The sequence below is a fragment of the Enterobacter sp. UPMP2052 genome, from assembly GCF_053709675.1.
Genome location: NZ_JBSKJR010000004.1, coordinates 144,943 through 162,005 on the forward strand (window position 1 = coordinate 144,943; position 17,063 = coordinate 162,005).

Annotated in this window: 14 protein-coding genes and 1 tRNA gene; 9 read left to right on the forward strand and 6 right to left on the reverse strand. The window is 54.1% G+C overall.

What is annotated here, in order from left to right; genetic code table 11:
• Position 1: 1 nt before the first annotated feature.
• From rpoZ to ACWKX3_RS14290, 6 genes are all read left to right on the forward strand, one after another.
• Positions 2-277: a DNA-directed RNA polymerase subunit omega gene (gene rpoZ, locus ACWKX3_RS14265; RefSeq protein WP_000135058.1), complete on the forward strand. Its 276-nt coding sequence runs from the start codon at positions 2-4 to the stop codon at positions 275-277.
• A gap of 19 nt (positions 278-296) precedes the next feature.
• Positions 297-2,414: a bifunctional GTP diphosphokinase/guanosine-3',5'-bis pyrophosphate 3'-pyrophosphohydrolase gene (spoT, locus tag ACWKX3_RS14270; protein WP_006177709.1), complete on the forward strand. Its 2,118-nt coding sequence runs from the start codon at positions 297-299 to the stop codon at positions 2,412-2,414.
• A 4-nt stretch (positions 2,415-2,418) separates the two neighbouring features.
• A complete protein-coding gene (gene trmH, locus ACWKX3_RS14275) occupies positions 2,419-3,108 on the forward strand; it encodes a tRNA (guanosine(18)-2'-O)-methyltransferase TrmH (RefSeq protein WP_058610855.1) in 690 nt (229 codons plus the stop codon).
• Between the two features lie 3 nt (positions 3,109-3,111).
• Positions 3,112-5,193, forward strand: a complete 2,082-nt coding sequence (recG, locus tag ACWKX3_RS14280) for an ATP-dependent DNA helicase RecG (RefSeq protein WP_454541983.1) — start codon at positions 3,112-3,114, stop codon at positions 5,191-5,193.
• 103 nt (positions 5,194-5,296) lie between these two features.
• Positions 5,297-6,688 carry a nucleobase:cation symporter-2 family protein gene (locus ACWKX3_RS14285; RefSeq protein WP_006177706.1) on the forward strand — a complete coding sequence of 464 codons (1,392 nt, stop codon included), beginning with the start codon at positions 5,297-5,299 and terminating at the stop codon, positions 6,686-6,688.
• Between the two features lie 119 nt (positions 6,689-6,807).
• Positions 6,808-8,496: an AsmA family protein gene (locus ACWKX3_RS14290; RefSeq protein ID WP_454541984.1), complete on the forward strand. Its 1,689-nt coding sequence runs from the start codon at positions 6,808-6,810 to the stop codon at positions 8,494-8,496.
• A 91-nt stretch (positions 8,497-8,587) separates the two neighbouring features.
• On the opposite strand, the gene ACWKX3_RS14295 is transcribed toward ACWKX3_RS14290, so the two are convergent.
• The 3 genes from ACWKX3_RS14295 to ACWKX3_RS14305 all read right to left on the reverse strand — a co-directional run bounded on the left by ACWKX3_RS14295 (position 8,588) and on the right by ACWKX3_RS14305 (position 12,547).
• On the reverse strand, positions 8,588-8,722 hold the full coding sequence (locus tag ACWKX3_RS14295; protein ID WP_454541985.1) for a hypothetical protein: 135 nt from the start codon (positions 8,720-8,722) through the stop codon (positions 8,588-8,590).
• Between the two features lie 102 nt (positions 8,723-8,824).
• Positions 8,825-11,143, reverse strand: coding sequence for an alpha-xylosidase (yicI, locus tag ACWKX3_RS14300; protein WP_454541986.1), 2,319 nt, complete (start codon positions 11,141-11,143; stop codon positions 8,825-8,827).
• Positions 11,144-11,155: 12 nt separating this feature from the next.
• Complete coding sequence (locus tag ACWKX3_RS14305) at positions 11,156-12,547, reverse strand: glycoside-pentoside-hexuronide family transporter (protein WP_058610858.1); 1,392 nt, start codon at positions 12,545-12,547, stop codon at positions 11,156-11,158.
• Positions 12,548-12,837: 290 nt separating this feature from the next.
• On the opposite strand from ACWKX3_RS14305, the gene ACWKX3_RS14310 reads away from it, so the two are divergent.
• Positions 12,838-12,932, forward strand: a tRNA-Sec gene (locus ACWKX3_RS14310).
• Between the two features lie 19 nt (positions 12,933-12,951).
• On the opposite strand, the gene ACWKX3_RS14315 is transcribed toward ACWKX3_RS14310, so the two are convergent.
• Together ACWKX3_RS14315 and ACWKX3_RS14320 are read right to left on the reverse strand one after the other, a co-directional pair.
• Positions 12,952-14,760, reverse strand: a complete 1,809-nt coding sequence (locus tag ACWKX3_RS14315; protein ID WP_454541987.1) for a P-loop NTPase fold protein — start codon at positions 14,758-14,760, stop codon at positions 12,952-12,954.
• Between the two features lie 12 nt (positions 14,761-14,772).
• Positions 14,773-14,964, reverse strand: a complete 192-nt coding sequence (locus ACWKX3_RS14320) for a toxin-antitoxin system HicB family antitoxin (RefSeq protein ID WP_101736763.1) — start codon at positions 14,962-14,964, stop codon at positions 14,773-14,775.
• A gap of 136 nt (positions 14,965-15,100) precedes the next feature.
• Between ACWKX3_RS14320 and ACWKX3_RS14325 the strand changes: the two genes are divergently transcribed.
• Both ACWKX3_RS14325 and ACWKX3_RS14330 read left to right on the forward strand, forming a co-directional pair.
• Positions 15,101-15,442, forward strand: a complete 342-nt coding sequence (locus ACWKX3_RS14325; RefSeq protein WP_454541988.1) for a SymE family type I addiction module toxin — start codon at positions 15,101-15,103, stop codon at positions 15,440-15,442.
• 60 nt (positions 15,443-15,502) lie between these two features.
• The gene (locus tag ACWKX3_RS14330) at positions 15,503-16,540 is read left to right on the forward strand and encodes a virulence RhuM family protein (protein ID WP_454541989.1); all 1,038 of its coding nucleotides are present in this window, start codon (positions 15,503-15,505) and stop codon (positions 16,538-16,540) included.
• Here the strand turns inward: ACWKX3_RS14330 and ACWKX3_RS14335 are convergent.
• The gene (locus ACWKX3_RS14335) at positions 16,500-16,985 is read right to left on the reverse strand and encodes a GNAT family N-acetyltransferase (protein WP_454541990.1); all 486 of its coding nucleotides are present in this window, start codon (positions 16,983-16,985) and stop codon (positions 16,500-16,502) included. The two genes, ACWKX3_RS14330 and ACWKX3_RS14335, sit on opposite strands and share 41 nt — an antisense overlap.
• Between the last annotated feature and the right edge of the window lie 78 nt (positions 16,986-17,063).

Below are 17,063 nucleotides of genomic sequence, written 5' to 3' on the forward strand. Positions count from 1 at the left end.
TATGGCACGCGTAACTGTTCAGGACGCTGTAGAGAAAATTGGTAACCGTTTTGACCTGGTACTGGTCGCCGCGCGTCGCGCTCGTCAGATGCAGGTAGGCGGTAAAGATCCGCTGGTACCGGAAGAAAACGATAAAACCACCGTAATTGCACTTCGCGAAATCGAAGAAGGTCTGATCAACAACCAGATCCTCGACGTGCGTGAGCGCCAGGAGCAGCAAGAGCAGGAAGCCGCAGAACTGCAGGCCGTAACCGCCATTGCTGAAGGTCGTCGTTAATTAAACCTGCGGGTCGCCCTTGTATCTGTTTGAAAGCCTGAATCAACTGATTCAAACCTACCTGCCTGAAGACCAGATTAAGCGTCTTCAGCAGGCGTATCTCGTTGCACGTGACGCTCACGAGGGCCAAACACGTTCAAGCGGTGAACCCTATATCACGCACCCGGTTGCGGTAGCCTGTATTCTGGCCGAGATGAAACTCGACTACGAAACGCTGATGGCTGCCCTGCTGCATGACGTGATCGAAGATACCCCTGCCACTTACCAGGATATGGAACAGCTGTTTGGCAAAAGCGTTGCCGAACTGGTGGAAGGGGTCTCTAAGCTTGATAAGCTGAACTTCCGCGATAAGAAAGAGGCGCAAGCCGAAAACTTCCGCAAGATGATTATGGCGATGGTGCAGGATATCCGCGTCATTCTCATCAAACTCGCTGACCGCACGCACAACATGCGCACGCTGGGCTCATTACGCCCGGACAAACGTCGCCGCATTGCCCGTGAAACCCTCGAAATTTACAGTCCGCTGGCGCACCGTTTAGGTATCCATCACATTAAAACCGAGCTGGAAGAGCTGGGTTTTGAAGCGTTGTACCCGAACCGCTATCGCGTAATTAAAGAGGTGGTGAAAGCCGCGCGCGGTAACCGTAAAGAGATGATCCAAAAAATCCTCTCTGAGATTGAAGGACGTTTACAGGAAGCGGGGATCCCCTGCCGCGTCAGCGGTCGCGAAAAACACCTGTACTCCATCTATTGCAAAATGGTGCTTAAAGAGCAGCGTTTTCACTCGATCATGGATATCTACGCGTTCCGCGTGATCGTCCAGGACTCGGACACCTGCTATCGCGTGCTGGGGCAGATGCACAGCCTGTATAAACCGCGTCCGGGGCGCGTGAAAGATTACATCGCCATTCCAAAAGCGAACGGCTATCAATCTTTGCACACCTCGATGATCGGGCCGCACGGTGTGCCTGTCGAAGTGCAGATCCGCACCGAAGATATGGACCAGATGGCGGAAATGGGTGTCGCGGCACACTGGGCCTATAAAGAGCACGGTGGCGAAAGCAGCACTACCGCACAGATCCGCGCCCAGCGCTGGATGCAAAGCCTGCTGGAACTGCAGCAGAGCGCGGGTAGCTCATTTGAATTCATTGAGAGCGTGAAATCCGATCTCTTCCCGGATGAGATTTACGTTTTCACACCAGAGGGGCGCATCGTCGAGCTGCCTGCTGGTGCCACACCGGTCGACTTTGCTTACGCCGTGCATACCGATATCGGCCATGCCTGCGTGGGCGCGCGCGTCGACAGACAGCCTTACCCGCTGTCGCAACCGCTCGCCAGCGGTCAAACGGTGGAAATTATTACCGCGCCGGGCGCCCGTCCGAATGCGGCCTGGCTGAACTTTGTCGTCAGCTCCAAGGCGCGCGCCAAAATTCGTCAGCTGCTGAAAAACCTCAAGCGCGATGACTCCGTAAGCCTGGGTCGTCGTCTGCTCAACCACGCGTTGGGCGGCAGCCGTAAGCTCGCGGAGATCCCGCCAGAGAACATCCAGCATGAACTGGAGCGCATGAAGCTCGCCTCGCTGGACGACCTGCTGGCCGAGATCGGCCTTGGTAACGCCATGAGCGTGGTGGTAGCGAAGAACCTGCAGCAGGGCGACACCGCCTCCGTGCCGCAGTCCACGACGCAAGGCCACGGTCATCTGCCGATTAAAGGCGCTGACGGCGTGCTCATTACCTTCGCGAAATGCTGTCGACCTATCCCCGGCGACCCGATCATTGCCCACGTCAGCCCGGGCAAAGGCCTGGTGATCCACCACGAATCCTGCCGTAACATCCGCGGCTATCAGAAAGAAGCGGAGAAGTTTATGGCGGTCGAATGGGATAAAGAGACGGCGCAGGAATTTATCACCGAAATTAAGGTGGATATGTTCAACCACCAGGGTGCTCTGGCAAACCTGACGGCTGCCATCAACACCGCCTCTTCCAACATTCAAAGCCTGAACACGGAAGAGAAAGATGGCCGCGTGTATAGCGCCTTTATTCGCCTGACCGCGCGCGACCGTGTGCATCTGGCGAACATTATGCGCAAAATCCGCGTGATGCCAGACGTTATCAAAGTCACTCGTAACAGAAACTAGGCTTATGAATTCAGTACGTTATGCACGTATCTGTGAAATGCTCGCCAGGCGCCAGCCTGACCTGACGGTCTGCATGGAGCAGGTCCATAAGCCTCACAATGTCTCCGCTATTGTCCGTACAGCAGACGCCGTCGGCGTGCACGAAGTCCACGCCGTCTGGCCGGGCGCGCGTATGCGTACGATGGTCTCGGCTGCCGCAGGCAGTAACAGCTGGGTCTCGGTTAAATCTCACCAGACAATAGGCGATGCCGTATCCCATCTTAAGGGCCGTGGCATGCAGGTGCTTGCGACCAACCTGTCCGATAAAGCCGTAGATTTTCGCGAGATCGACTACACCCGCCCGACCTGCATTCTGATGGGTCAGGAGAAAACCGGGATCAGCCAGGAAGCGCTGGATCTGGCGGATCGGGATATCATCATCCCGATGATCGGCATGGTACAGTCCCTCAACGTCTCCGTTGCCTCCGCGCTGATCCTGTATGAAGCACAGCGCCAGCGTCAGAACGCCGGAATGTACGCGCGCAGCAGCAGCATGCTGCCGGAAGAAGAACAGCAGCGACTGCTGTTTGAAGGGGGCTATCCGGTGCTGGCCCGCGTGGCGAAACAGAAAAAATTACCTTACCCCCACGTCAACGCGCAGGGCGAAATTGAAGCCGATGCCGAGTGGTGGTCTACCATGCAGTACGCAGGATAACCGATGAAAGGCCGCCTGCTGGATGCCATCCCGCTCAACAGCCTGACGGGCGTGGGCGCGGCGCAAAGCGGTAAGCTGGCAAAAATTGGCCTGCACACCGTGCAGGATCTCCTGCTTCACCTCCCCCTGCGGTATGAAGACCGCACCCAGCTGTACAAAATTGGCGATCTCCTGCCCGCAATTTACGCCACCGTTGAGGGCGAAGTGCTGAACTGCAACATCACGTTTGGCGGACGTCGAATGATGACCTGTCAAATCAGCGACGGCACCGGCATTCTCACCATGCGCTTTTTCAACTTCAACGCGGCGATGAAAAACAGCCTTGCTACCGGAAGGCGGGTGCTGGCTTATGGCGAAGCCAAACGCGGTAAATACGGCGCAGAGATGATCCACCCCGAATACCGCGTACAGGGCGACCTCAGCATGCCGGAGCTGCAGGAGACGCTCACACCGGTCTACCCAACGACCGAAGGGATCAAGCAAGCGACGCTGCGCAAGCTGACCGATCAGGCGCTTGAGCTGCTTAATACCTGTGCCATCGCCGAGTTACTGCCGCCGGAGCTGGCGCAGGGCATGATGAGCCTGCCGGAGGCGCTGCGTACCCTGCACCGTCCGCCACCGACGCTCCAGCTCATTGATTTAGAAAGCGGCACGCATCCCGCCCAGCGGCGGCTTATCCTTGAGGAATTACTGGCTCACAACCTGAGCATGCTGGCCCTGCGTGCGGGAGCGCAGCGCTTCCACGCCCAGCCGTTAAGCCAGCGTGATGAGCTCAAAGATAAGCTTCTGGCCTCGCTGCCGTTTAAGCCGACAGGCGCACAGGCGCGTGTCACCGCCGAAATTGAGCGCGATATGGCACTCGACGTGCCGATGATGCGTCTGGTTCAGGGCGACGTCGGTTCCGGTAAAACGCTGGTTGCCGCGCTGGCCGCATTGCGCGCCATTGCCCACGGCAAGCAGGTGGCACTGATGGCACCGACCGAACTGCTGGCCGAACAGCACGCCAATAACTTCCGCGCCTGGTTCGCCCCGCTTGGGGTTGAGGTGGGCTGGCTGGCCGGCAAGCAAAAGGGCAAAGCCCGTCTTGCGCAGCAGGAGGCGATTGCCAGCGGCCAGGTACAGATGATTGTTGGCACCCACGCCATCTTCCAGGAACAGGTCCAGTTTAACAGTCTGGCGCTGGTGATCATCGATGAACAGCACCGCTTTGGCGTGCATCAGCGTCTGGCGCTGTGGGAAAAGGGGCTGCAACAGGGCTACCATCCGCATCAGCTGATCATGACCGCCACGCCTATCCCGCGCACGCTGGCGATGACCGCCTACGCCGATCTCGATACCTCTACCATTGACGAGCTGCCGCCGGGCCGCACGCCGGTGACGACGGTAGCCATCCCGGACACGCGTCGCAGCGATATTATCGACCGCGTGCGCAACGCCTGCATGCAGGAAGGGCGTCAGGCCTACTGGGTGTGTACGCTGATCGAAGAGTCTGACCTGCTTGAAGCGCAGGCCGCAGAAGCCACCTGGGAAGAGCTTAAGCTGGCGCTACCGGAGCTGAATGTTGGTCTGGTGCACGGGCGTATGAAGCCCGCCGAGAAGCAGGCGGTCATGCAGGCCTTTAAACAGGGCGAGCTGCATCTTCTGATTGCCACAACGGTCATCGAAGTGGGCGTGGACGTGCCAAACGCCAGCCTGATGATCGTTGAAAACCCGGAACGCCTGGGTCTTGCGCAACTCCACCAGCTGCGCGGGCGCGTTGGCCGCGGCGCGGTGGCCTCCCACTGCGTTCTGCTTTATAAAGCGCCGCTGTCCAAAACCGCGCAGATGCGTCTGCAGGTCTTACGCGACAGCAACGATGGTTTCGTGATTGCGCAAAAAGACCTGGAAATCCGCGGGCCGGGCGAATTGCTGGGCACGCGTCAGACCGGCAACGCCGAGTTTAAGGTGGCGGATTTAATGCGCGATCAGGCCATGATCCCCGAAGTTCAGCGCCTCGCCCGCCATATTCATGAACGCTACCCCGAGCAGGCGGCCGCGCTTATCGAACGCTGGATGCCTGAAACCGAGCGCTACTCCAACGCCTGAAAACGCCACAGAATCCCCCTCAGAAAAATTTCTAAATGCAATCGTTTGCTTTTACCAACTGGTCAGATAAAATGCCCGCTTTTCCACCGTGGGATTGCCGCCGATGTCCGTTAACACCATAGAGTCTCCTGATGCGCAACCGATTGCGCAGAAGCAAAACAGTGAACTGATCTACCGCCTTGAGGACCGCCCGCCGCTGCCTCAAACGCTGTTCGCCGCGTGTCAGCACCTGCTGGCAATGTTCGTGGCGGTGATCACCCCTGCGTTATTGATTTGCCAGGCGCTCGGTTTACCGGCTCAGGATACTCAGCACATCATCAGCATGTCCCTGTTCGCCTCCGGTGTCGCCTCCATTATTCAAATTAAAGCGTGGGGTCCGGTAGGGTCCGGGCTGCTGTCGATTCAGGGCACCAGTTTTAACTTTGTGGCCCCGCTGATCATGGGCGGTACGGCACTGAAAACCGGCGGTGCGGACGTCCCGACGATGATGGCAGCACTGTTCGGCACGCTGATGCTGGCAAGCTGCACGGAGATGGTCATCTCCCGCGTGCTGCACCTGGCGCGCCGGGTGATCACGCCGCTGGTTTCCGGCGTGGTGGTGATGATTATCGGCCTGTCGCTGATTCAGGTTGGCCTGACGTCCATCGGCGGTGGCTATGCGGCGATGAACGACCACACCTTTGGCGCACCGAAAAACCTGCTGCTGGCAGGCATCGTGCTGGCGATTATCATTCTGCTCAACCGTCAGCGTAACCCGTATCTGCGCGTGGCATCGCTGGTGATTGCGATGGCGGCTGGCTACCTGATGGCGTGGGCGCTGGGCATGCTGCCGGAGAACACCGCCCCTGCCAATGCGGCGCTCATTACAGTCCCCACCCCGCTGTACTACGGCCTGGGCATTGACTGGGGTCTGCTGCTGCCGCTGATGCTGGTCTTTATGATCACCTCGCTCGAAACCATCGGCGACATTACGGCCACCTCCGACGTCTCCGAGCAGCCGGTCTCCGGCCCGCTGTACATGAAGCGTCTTAAAGGCGGCGTGCTGGCGAACGGCCTGAACTCGTTCGTCTCGGCGGTGTTCAACACCTTCCCGAACTCCTGCTTCGGCCAGAACAACGGCGTGATCCAGCTGACCGGCGTTGCCAGCCGCTACGTGGGTTTTGTGGTCGCCCTGATGCTGATCGTGCTCGGTCTGTTCCCGGCGGTAAGCGGCTTTGTGCAGCACATCCCTGAGCCAGTGCTTGGCGGCGCAACGCTGGTGATGTTCGGCACCATTGCGGCGTCCGGCGTGCGTATCGTCTCGCGCGAGCCGCTGAACCGCCGCGCAATTATGATTATCGCCCTGTCGCTGGCCGTCGGTCTTGGCGTCTCTCAGCAGCCGCTGATCCTGCAGTTTGCCCCTGACTGGGTGAAAAACCTGCTCTCTTCCGGCATCGCCGCCGGGGGGATCACCGCTATCGTTCTAAACCTTGTGTTCCCGCCTGAAAAGAACTGATCGCCATCACGGCAGGCTGTCAACGCCTGCCGTGACATCTCTTTACACCATTCCCGCCTTGAGGATTGCGCATAAATCGTGCATAACTCCTCTATGTGCGTTTCACGGGATGGAAGACCATGAAATTTATTGGAAAGCTACTTGTCTATCTTTTGGTGGCCCTGCTTATTGTAGTGCTGGCATTCTATTTTCTGCTTCAGACACGCTGGGGCGCGTCGCAGGCCAGCAGTTGGGTAACGGAAAATACCGCCTACGAACTCAATTTCGACCAGATGGATCACCGCTTTTCATCGCCTTCCCACATCGTTCTGAAAAACGTCACCTTCGGGCGCGATGGCAAACCCGCCACGCTGGTCGCCAAAACGGTCGATATTGGTCTGAGCAGCCGTCAAATTACCGATCCGCTGCATATGGACACTATTACCCTGTTTGACGGGACGTTGAACCTCTCCCCGCAGCCCGCGCCGCTGCCTTTCCAGGCAGACCGCCTGCAGCTGAACAACATGGCTTTTAACAGCCCGAATACCGAGTGGGATTTGAGCGCGCAAAAAGTGACGGGCGGCGTGAGCCCGTGGCAGCCCGAGGCGGGTAACGTGCTGGGCAAAAATGCGCAGATCCAGATGAGCGCGGGTTCGCTCACCCTGAACGGCGTCCCGGCGACCAACGTGCTAATTGAGGGCAAACTCAACGGCAAGGAGGTGGTGCTTAACACCATCGGTGCCGATATGGCGCGCGGCTCGCTCACCGGCTCGGCCCAGCGCAACGCCGATGGCGGCTGGGTTATTGATACCCTGCGCCTGAATGATATCCGCCTGCAGAGCGAAAAAACGCTCGCCGATTTCTTCGCGCCGCTCACCACCGTTCCGTCCCTGCAGATTGGTCGGCTGGAAGTGACCGACGCGCGTCTTCAGGGGCCGGACTGGGCGGTGACCGATCTTGATTTAAGCCTGCGCAACCTGACGCTCGCCAAAGGCGACTGGCAGAGCCAGGACGGGCGTCTGTCGATGAACGCCAGCGAATTTATCTACGGCTCGCTGCATCTGTTCGATCCTATTCTGAATACGGAGTTCTCCCCGCAGGGCATCGCGCTGCGTCAGTTCACCTCCCGCTGGGAAGGCGGTATGGTCCGCACGTCCGGCAACTGGCTGCGCGACGGTAAAGCGCTGGTCCTGGACGACGCCGCCATCGCCGGGCTGGAGTACACCCTGCCCGAAAACTGGAAAACGCTGTGGATGGAGCCATTGCCGGAGTGGCTGAACAGCGTGACGCTGAAAAAATTCGGCCTGAGCCGCAATCTGGTCATTGATATCGACCCGGCCTTCCCGTGGCAGATAACCTCGCTTGACGGTTACGGCGCAAACCTGCAGCTGGCTAAAGATCGCCAGTGGGGCGTGTGGGGCGGCAGCGCAACGCTCAACGGCGCGGCGGCCACCTTTAACCGTGTTGACGTGCGGCGTCCGTCTCTGGCGCTGAATGCGAACGCCGCGACGGTGAACATTACCGAGCTTAGCGCCTTCACGGAAAAAGGCATTCTGGAAGCGACGGCGACGGTTTCACAGCTGGCGCAGCGTCAAACCACCGTCAGCCTGAATGGCCGCGGCGTACCGCTCAATATCATCAACCAGTGGGGATGGCCCGCATTGCCAATCGCGGGCGACGGCAATATGCAGCTGACCGCCAGCGGCAGCATCCAGGCCCACGCGCCGCTGAAGCCAACGGTTAACGGGAAGCTGAGTGCGGTGAACATGGATAAACAGCAGGTGCAGCAGACGATGACAGGCGGAGTGGTATCAACACCTGTGCAATAAACAAGCCGGGTGGCGGCTGCGCCTTACCCGGCCTACAAAAATACTGCATCGTAGGCCCGGTAAGCGAAGCGCCACCGGGCATTTTTTCAGCTCAGAGGTGAACAACCACCTCATTTCCCTCGGCTTTCACCACCACGCCCCACTCGCTACCTGCGTGTGAACCGCCCTTCACGCTGCCCACCTTCTGCACGTTGCTGCAGCAGACGATGACAGGCGGAGTGGTCACCTGTGCAATAAATAAGCCGGGTGGCGGCTGCGCCTTACCCGACCTACAAAAATACTGCATCGTAGGCCCGGTAAGCGAAGCGCCACCGGGCATTTTTTCAGCTCAGAGGTGAACAACCACCTCATTTCCCTCGGCTTTCACCACCACGCCCCACTCGCTACCTGCGTGTGAACCGTCCTTCACGCTGCCCACCTTCAGCACGTTGCGCAAGCAGACTGACCAGTTCCGCGCCTCGCCAGCCCCTGTAATTGTAATGCTGTCGCCCTGACGTGACGCCTTAAGGGTAAACGCCACTGAGCCGTCCGCCGCAGGCACTTCGCTGACCGCCGTTGCACCATCGGCCAGGTTAAACAACTGGAAGGCCGTCCCCTCATTCCACGCATAGTCCGGCTTGCGATCGTTGTTGCCCAGCGCCAGCAGGGTGTTATCGCGCACATAGACCGGTAGGCTCAGGAAATCGTGCTGCTGCTTATGCCAGCGGCTGCCCTGAAGTTCATCGTTATGCCACAGGTGCGTCCAGCGCCCTTCCGGCAGATAAAACTGCACGTCACCCGCTTCGGAGAACACCGGCGCAACCATCACCCCATCCCCCAGCATGTACTGACGGTCAAGATAATCACACGCCGGATCGTCCGGGAACTCCAGCATCATTGCGCGCAGCATCGGCGTCCCGAATTCGCGGGCCAGCGCCGCCTGGCGATACAGGTACGGCATCATCCGGCATTTTAGCTGGGTGAAGTGGCGCACCACATCGCAAGATTCGTCATCGTACGCCCACGGCACACGATAGGATTTGCTGCCGTGCAGCCGGCTATGGCTCGAGAACAGCCCGAACGCGCACCAGCGTTTATAGACGTGCGCCGGAGCGGTGTTTTCGAACCCGCCGATATCGTGGCTCCAGAAACCAAAGCCGGACAGACCAATCGACAGCCCGCCGCGCAGGCTTTCCGCCATGGATTCATAGTTGGCGTAGCAATCGCCGCCCCAGTGAACCGGGAACTGTTGCGCACCGACGGACGCCGAGCGGGCAAACAGCACCGCCTCGTCTTCGCCCACTGTCTCTTTCAGCACGTTCCACACCAGTTCGTTGTAGATGTAGGCGTAGTGGTTGTGCATCTTCTGCGGATCGGCCCCGTCGAACCACTGCACATCTGTCGGGATACGCTCGCCGAAGTCGGTTTTAAAGCAATCCACGCCAATATCCACCAGGCCCTTGAGCTTGTCGGCATACCACCGGCAGGCTTCCGGGTTGGTAAAGTCGTAAATCGCCAGCCCCGGCTGCCATTTATCCCACTGCCACAGCGAACCGTCCGGGCGCTTGAGCAAATAGCCTTTCTCTTTCAGCTCTTTAAACACCGGCGACTTCTGGCCGATATAGGGGTTGATCCACACGCAGACCTTCAGCCCCTTCTCCTTCAGGCGGCGGATCATCCCTTCCGGGTCCGGGAAGGTCACCGGGTCCCACTCGAAGTCGCACCACTGGAAGGCCTTCATCCAGAAACAGTCGAAGTGGAAGACGTGCAGGGGCAGGTCGCGTTCGGCCATGCCGTCGATAAAGCTGTTAACCGTCGCTTCGTCGTAGTTGGTGGTAAATGAGGTGGTCAGCCACAGGCCAAACGACCACGCGGGCGGCAGCGCCGGACGGCCAGTAAACTGCGTGTAGCGGTTGAGCACCTCTTTCGGCGTCGGGCCGTCGATCACGAAATATTCCAGATATTCGCCTTCAACGCTGAACTGCACCTTAGAGACTTTCTCTGAGCCGATCTCAAACGACACGCTTTCCGGATGGTTCACCAGCACGCCGTAGCCGCGGTTGGTGAGGTAGAACGGGATGTTTTTGTAGGATTGCTCGGTGCTGGTGCCGCCATCGCGGTTCCAGGTTTCCACCGTCTGGCCGTTGCGCACCAGCGCGGTAAAACGCTCGCCCAGGCCGTAGACCGTTTCCCCTACCCCCAGGTCCAGGCGCTCGAACATGTAGTTGTGATCGGTGTTACCGTCCTGCACGTAGCCGTTATTTTTCAGCTGGCTGCCGGTAATCCGCTGTCCGTTGCGCAAGAAGTCCAGCGCCCAGAATTCCCCTTTGGTCACGCGCACGCTGATGCTGCCGCTTTTCAGCTCGGCAAACTCCGCGTTGTTTTCAATCTCGACCTTCACGTCGTTGAGAACGTTCAGCGGATAGTGCGGGCCGTTATCCAGCGCGCCCTGGAAATGCTCGATGCGCACCCCGACAATCCCCTCCTGCGGGGCAAACAGGCGAACAGTGAACATCAATGTATCGAGCTGCCAGGTGCGTTCGCGCACGTCGCGCGGTGCCACGTACACCACCAGGTCGTTGCCCTGCTGCTCCACATCGAACACCTGAACCGGATACGTCACGTTCAGGCCCGGTTGAATAAGCCAGTTTCCATCACTGATTTTCATCTTCTCGTCCTCTTAGTTCTGTAATTCTTTGCTGACCGGCAGGTTCTCAAATTCCTGCTGATTGCGGCGCGCGCCCTGCGCCAGCTCGCCCATGATTTTGATCAGGAATGGCGTTTTCAGCGTGTAATAGCGTTTGGCGATAATGGCGCTCAGCACGTAGCAGATGGCCGGAACCAGGGTAAACAGGCCAACAATGATGCTGATGGTCGCGCTGTTCTGGGTTTTGGCCGCCGCGTCATACCCGCCGCCTGCCAGCATCCAGCCGATCAATGCCCCGCCCAGCGCCAGGCCAAGCTTGAGCACGAACAAGGTGCCCGCGAAGCTGATACCGGTCAGGCGTTTGCCGTTAGTCCATTCGCCATAGTCGACGGTATCGGACATCATCACCCACTGGATTGGCGTCACCAGCTGGTGCAGCACGCCAATGACGAAGATGAAGGCGAACATCAGGACGGTGGCATGCATCGGCACGAAGAACATCGCCACGCTCACCACCGCCAGCGCGGCGTTGGTCCACCAGAAGATGCTGACCTTGCATTTCCAGTCGGTGAGCGGTTTCGCCAGCGCGGAGCCAATCAGGTTGCCGACGCAGTAGGTGGTGAGGAACGCGACGAACACTTCTGGCGAGCCCATGATCCAGGTGCAGTAGTACATCATCGCGCCGCCGCGTACGCAGACGGCGAGAATGTTGAGGATGGTGAGCACGCCCACGATGCGCCACTGGTCGTTGTGCCAGATGTCGCGCAGGTCTTCACGCATGGAGGTGGTGCTCGGCGGCACCTGGATACGCTCTTTGGTGGTGAAGAAGCAGAACGCCAGCATCAGAAACGCGACCACCGACAGCACGGCGATCCCGCCCTGGAAACCAAAAGCTTTGTCTTCCCCGCCAATCAGCTTCACCAGCGGCATCATCAGCACCGTGGAGAGCATCCCGCCCGCCGTCGCCAGCACAAAGCGCCAGGACTGCAGGGAGATACGCTGTGTCGGGTCGTTGGTGATCACCCCGCCCAACGCGCAGTAAGGAATATTCACCACGGTATAGAGCAGGGTCAGCAGGGTGTAGGTAACGGCGGCATAAATCATTTTGCCGTTCAGGCTGAGGTCTGGCGTGGTGTAGGCCAGCACGCAGACGATGCCAAACGGGATCGCGCCGAACAGTATCCACGGACGGAACTTGCCCCAGCGGCTGCGGGTGCGGTCGGCGATCAGCCCCATGCACGGGTCGGAGATGGCATCCAGGGCGCGCGCCAGCAGGAACATGGTGCCGACAAACCCGGCGGGGATACCAAAGATATCGGTGTAGAAAAACATCATATACAACATGACGTTATCAAAAATGATATGGCTGGCGGCATCGCCCATGCCGTAGCCAATCTTCTCTTTTACAGACAGTACTTCGCTCATATTTTTTTATCCTTCACGCTGTAGGGGGCGCTGAGACCGGTTACCGTGTTTTTAAACCATTGTTTCGAAGACGGGTATTCTGATTTCTGGTTAGCAAGTTATGTTTCTTGTTTTTTGTGATCGCGATAAAAGTTGACGAGCACGAAAAGCTAACCTGAGGATTTTCTTAGGAATTAACTGAAACAGGTGGGTTAAGGTCAAAAGAGCAGTGAAAAAAGCGCGTTGGGGGATGTGGTAAATGCCTGAAAGTAGCTATAATGCGCCCCGCCTCCATGTAGCAATCGAGGCGCGGAAGATCGTCATCTCCGGTGAGGTGGCTGGACTTCAAATCCAGTTGGGGGCGCCAGCGTTCCCGGGCAGGTTCGACTCCTGTGATCTTCCGCCAAAATTCAATTTATTTATAATTAATGTATTTTTTGCTCTATCAAATCAAAATAATAATCCAATCTATTTTTCAATAAGGTTTTATGCGGTTCTTCTGCTTTTTCAATTATCCTATAAGCCATAGTTTTTAATTTTTTTATCCACACATATTCTTCTATAAGGTTTTTATAATTCTGATCTCTTGAATATCGTTCAAGCAGAGATGAAAGCAATAGCCCATTACATTTCCAATCACTAATTAACATATGAGCAAAATATCCAACTGGTATTAAATGTAAAAAAGGGAAACCTCCATAATTTCCTTCTTTGAGATCATATTCGTACAGCCTTTTATATTCTGCATTTTCATGCGACATTTTATAAAGGAAATTTGGATAAGATTTCTTTATCGTTTTATTGAATCGATAGATAACAGCCGATTTAAGATATTGTTTAACTTCTTTAAATTCATTTTTATCGCTGCTTATCATCCCTAGATTATATTTTGAATGATGCGAATCATTGAAATAAGATATATCCGGTAATAATAAATCATCATTTTTTATGAATTCTATGTAGTTTGTGAAAAAAGGTACTACTTTAATTTCAGAGGTAAGAGAATTATCATTATTATCTTCTAAACTCAATGCTATACCGACTACATGTAGGATTACTTCAGGTTCTACTAATTCAAAATTTTTTAGCTGTAATTTTAAGCCGTCACGAGCTTTTAAGTAATTCGATCTTGTTAATTCATTCCACGCCCATAACTCACGCCAATAAAGAATATTATTTTTACAGGTAATTAGTGGATGCTGTGATAAATGAATTTTTATATTCTCAATATCAACTATACCCGTTTCAAAAATTTGCGCTATGTAACAATATGGAATTATGGGGTCAAACCAATCAACTGTCGAATATTTTTCTATGATATCCGCTCTTATATCATTGCTTTTAGATAATGAATAACTTAATGAATTTGTTGGCAAATTGGCCATCTCAAGAGCAGAGATATTTCCAGCCTTATACTCTATTCCTATAGCTAACATTGACATAAGTAATTTAACTAAGGGCATATTAGAATTACCGATATATATCTCTAAATTTGTAACCACTCTTTCAAAATCATTAAAAATGGAACGTATACTTCTAAAATTAACACTTAAAGAATCATTGATTAAATTTAATACATCCTTTATATTGTTTTTTATCGTTCCTTTTGCCAAAGGATTAATCATAGATTGAGTAAAAAAGTCAATAACATCGCTAATGGGCGGAATAAATGAAATAGTTTTACCAATTGTTTTTTCTTTTTTTAAAAGATAATCATTAAGTTGATCTTTTGAGATATCATTTTCACTTGCAACAATTAATACTTTACACCTTTCATGCTCAACAAAAGAATTAATATAACCTAATACACTTGCAATGGGTATTAAACACCTCTCTAAATCATCAAATATTATAATTCTATTCTTTACATCGATAAAAATATCTTTTATTAGCGTTTTGTCATTGTTATCTTTGGCTACATCTGTACCAACATATCCATTAATAGCTCGAGATGTTATTACGCCTAGCATTCTTACAGATTTTGAAGACAGCCTAGGGTATAAAAGAGAAAAAAATTGATCGGTGATCTCTGATATTGAAGCAACGCCATTAAGGGTAATATAAAGAGGATTAATTAATCTATTTGTCTCATTCAATATACTATTTTTTATAAAATATGTTTTACCACTTCCCCAAGAGCCATTGAGAAGAATAGCAAAATCAGTTGTAGTATTTTCAGAGAAATAATAATTTAAATAATCAATTACGTCTTTATTTAAAATATTGGATGTCATAACAGATAAACCTTAATCATGAGGCTTAATTCCTAATCGACAAAGTTCGTTCCTAGCTAGCGTTTTCAACCAATGTGCCAGACTCATACCCTCCTTCTTCGCCGCAGCCTCAAACTGAGCCTTTAACTCTGGCGTAATACGAATCTGAAAAGTCGGAGCCTTTCCGGATTTAGACTGATTTGGGTCGCGCTTAGCCGTTGACATGTACGTACCTACAAGAGCAAGATATCACCAACGAGGTACGTACCTTAGTATACGATAACCTCATTTCGAATCGCCCTCGCCAGGCACTCGCAATACCGGACGAGAGCTAACCTCACCAACTATCAAGGAGTTGATTATGGCTGATACGCATTCTACCCCAGACACCGACCAATCCGGAACCGAGCACTCGCTAATTGTGGGATACCGCCCGAATGTTTTGGACAAATCCACGCCGAAACTCATTCTTTCCGGCAAATGGCTGCGTGCCGCAGGATTTGATACCGGACAGCAAGTCACAGTTAAGGTGATGAAGGGGTGCATCGTTCTGGTGGCGTATAACGAGCAGGAGCAGAGGTTGCAGGATGATTATAAACGGACGAAGGCAAAGCTCAGTGAGATAGAAAACGCGCTTGCAGCCATTCAAACCCAGCTTCCTGGAAAGCACCTCGCAAAACCAAATACAAACCACCTGGCTTAGTGGTCGTTTCTGGCATACTACAGGGGGGTAGGCTTAATCGATAAAAAAGAAGGAAGCGACATGGCAGATAAAAACGTAATCCAATCCCCGGCGGGTGAATTTGTTATGTTTGCCAGTGAGGACGGTACGGTTCGCATCACATGTCGCTTTGAGAATGAAACGCTCTGGCTATCGCAAGCAGCCATAGCAGCTCTTTATCAAGTCACTCCTCAAGCCATTACTCAGCATATTAAAGCTATTTACGAAGAAGGTGAGCTTGAACAAAAAGCAACTTGTAAGGCTTACTTACAAGTTCAGCAAGAAGGCCAGCGGAAGGTCAATCGGAACACGCTTCACTATAGCCTGCCCGTCATCCTCGCCATCGGTTACCGCGTCCGTTCCACGCGAGGTACACAGTTCCGCCAGTGGGCCACCCAAACGCTTCAGGAATACCTGGTTAAAGGCTTCGTTATGGACGACGAGCGCCTGAAAAATCCGCCTGTCGGCTCTTCCACCGTACCCGACTATTTTGATGAAATGCTGGAACGTATTCGCGATATACGGGCCAGCGAACGCCGGGTCTATCTACGCGTGAGGGAGATTTTTGCATTAGCCGCTGATTATCAGCCATCCCTTAAAGAAACCACGCAATTCTTCCAAACCATCCAGAATAAACTGCATTTTGCCTGCACGGGCTACACCGCAGCTGAGTTGATTCACCACCGCGCAGATGCCAGCCAACCGCATATGGGGCTGACCAGCTATAAAGGCGAAGACGTCCGCAAAAGCGATGTCACCACCGCAAAAAATTATCTGTCTCAGGATGAGGTGAGCGAACTTAATCGCGTCGTGAATATGTGGTTGGATTTTGCCGAAGATCAGGCCAAACGCCGCAAGCAGGTATTTTTACGGGACTGGCAAACCAAGCTCGATCAGTTCCTGCAATTTAACGATCGAGACGTATTGGAAGGAGCAGGTAAAATCAGCAAGAAAGCGGCTGATGAAAAGGCGTGCTCAGAATATGTTGAGTTTGAAAAAAAGCAGCGCCTGTTGAAAGAAGCCGAAGGAGAGAAAGATATCATCGACTTATTAAAGTGGGAGAATAAGACAAAGTGCTAATCACAGTATCCCTGTCCAGCCGCATATGCAGCAACGGAAACGCATTGCCCTGCCCGTCCAGTTCTGAGCGCCCCACCTGCTCAAACCCCATATGCCGGTAAAACGCCACGCCCTGCGGGTTTTGCTCATTCACGTCCACTTCGTTTACGCCAAATTGTGCGATGGCGTATTTCAGCAATAATTTCCCCACGCCTTTTCCCCGGCTGGCGTCGTCGACAAACAGCATTTCAATCCGGTTTTCATCGACGCCTAAAAAGCCGTGAATTATGCCCGCGTCATCACGCGCGATGACAACCGTCAGGCCAGGCAGATAGGTGTTGAGCAATAACGGCCGCAGTGCCGCAATATCGCTTTCCTGTAAAAAATGGTGAGTGGCGCGAACGGCGGATTCCCAGATCGCGGTGAGACGTTCAAATTGTGAAGGGACGGCGGTTTCAATTTTCATGACGGGATTCTGTTCGGATAGCCCCGTTATTTCAAGTGCATCCTTCACGCGTTTAACTTTCACCCGCACGGTGTCGCT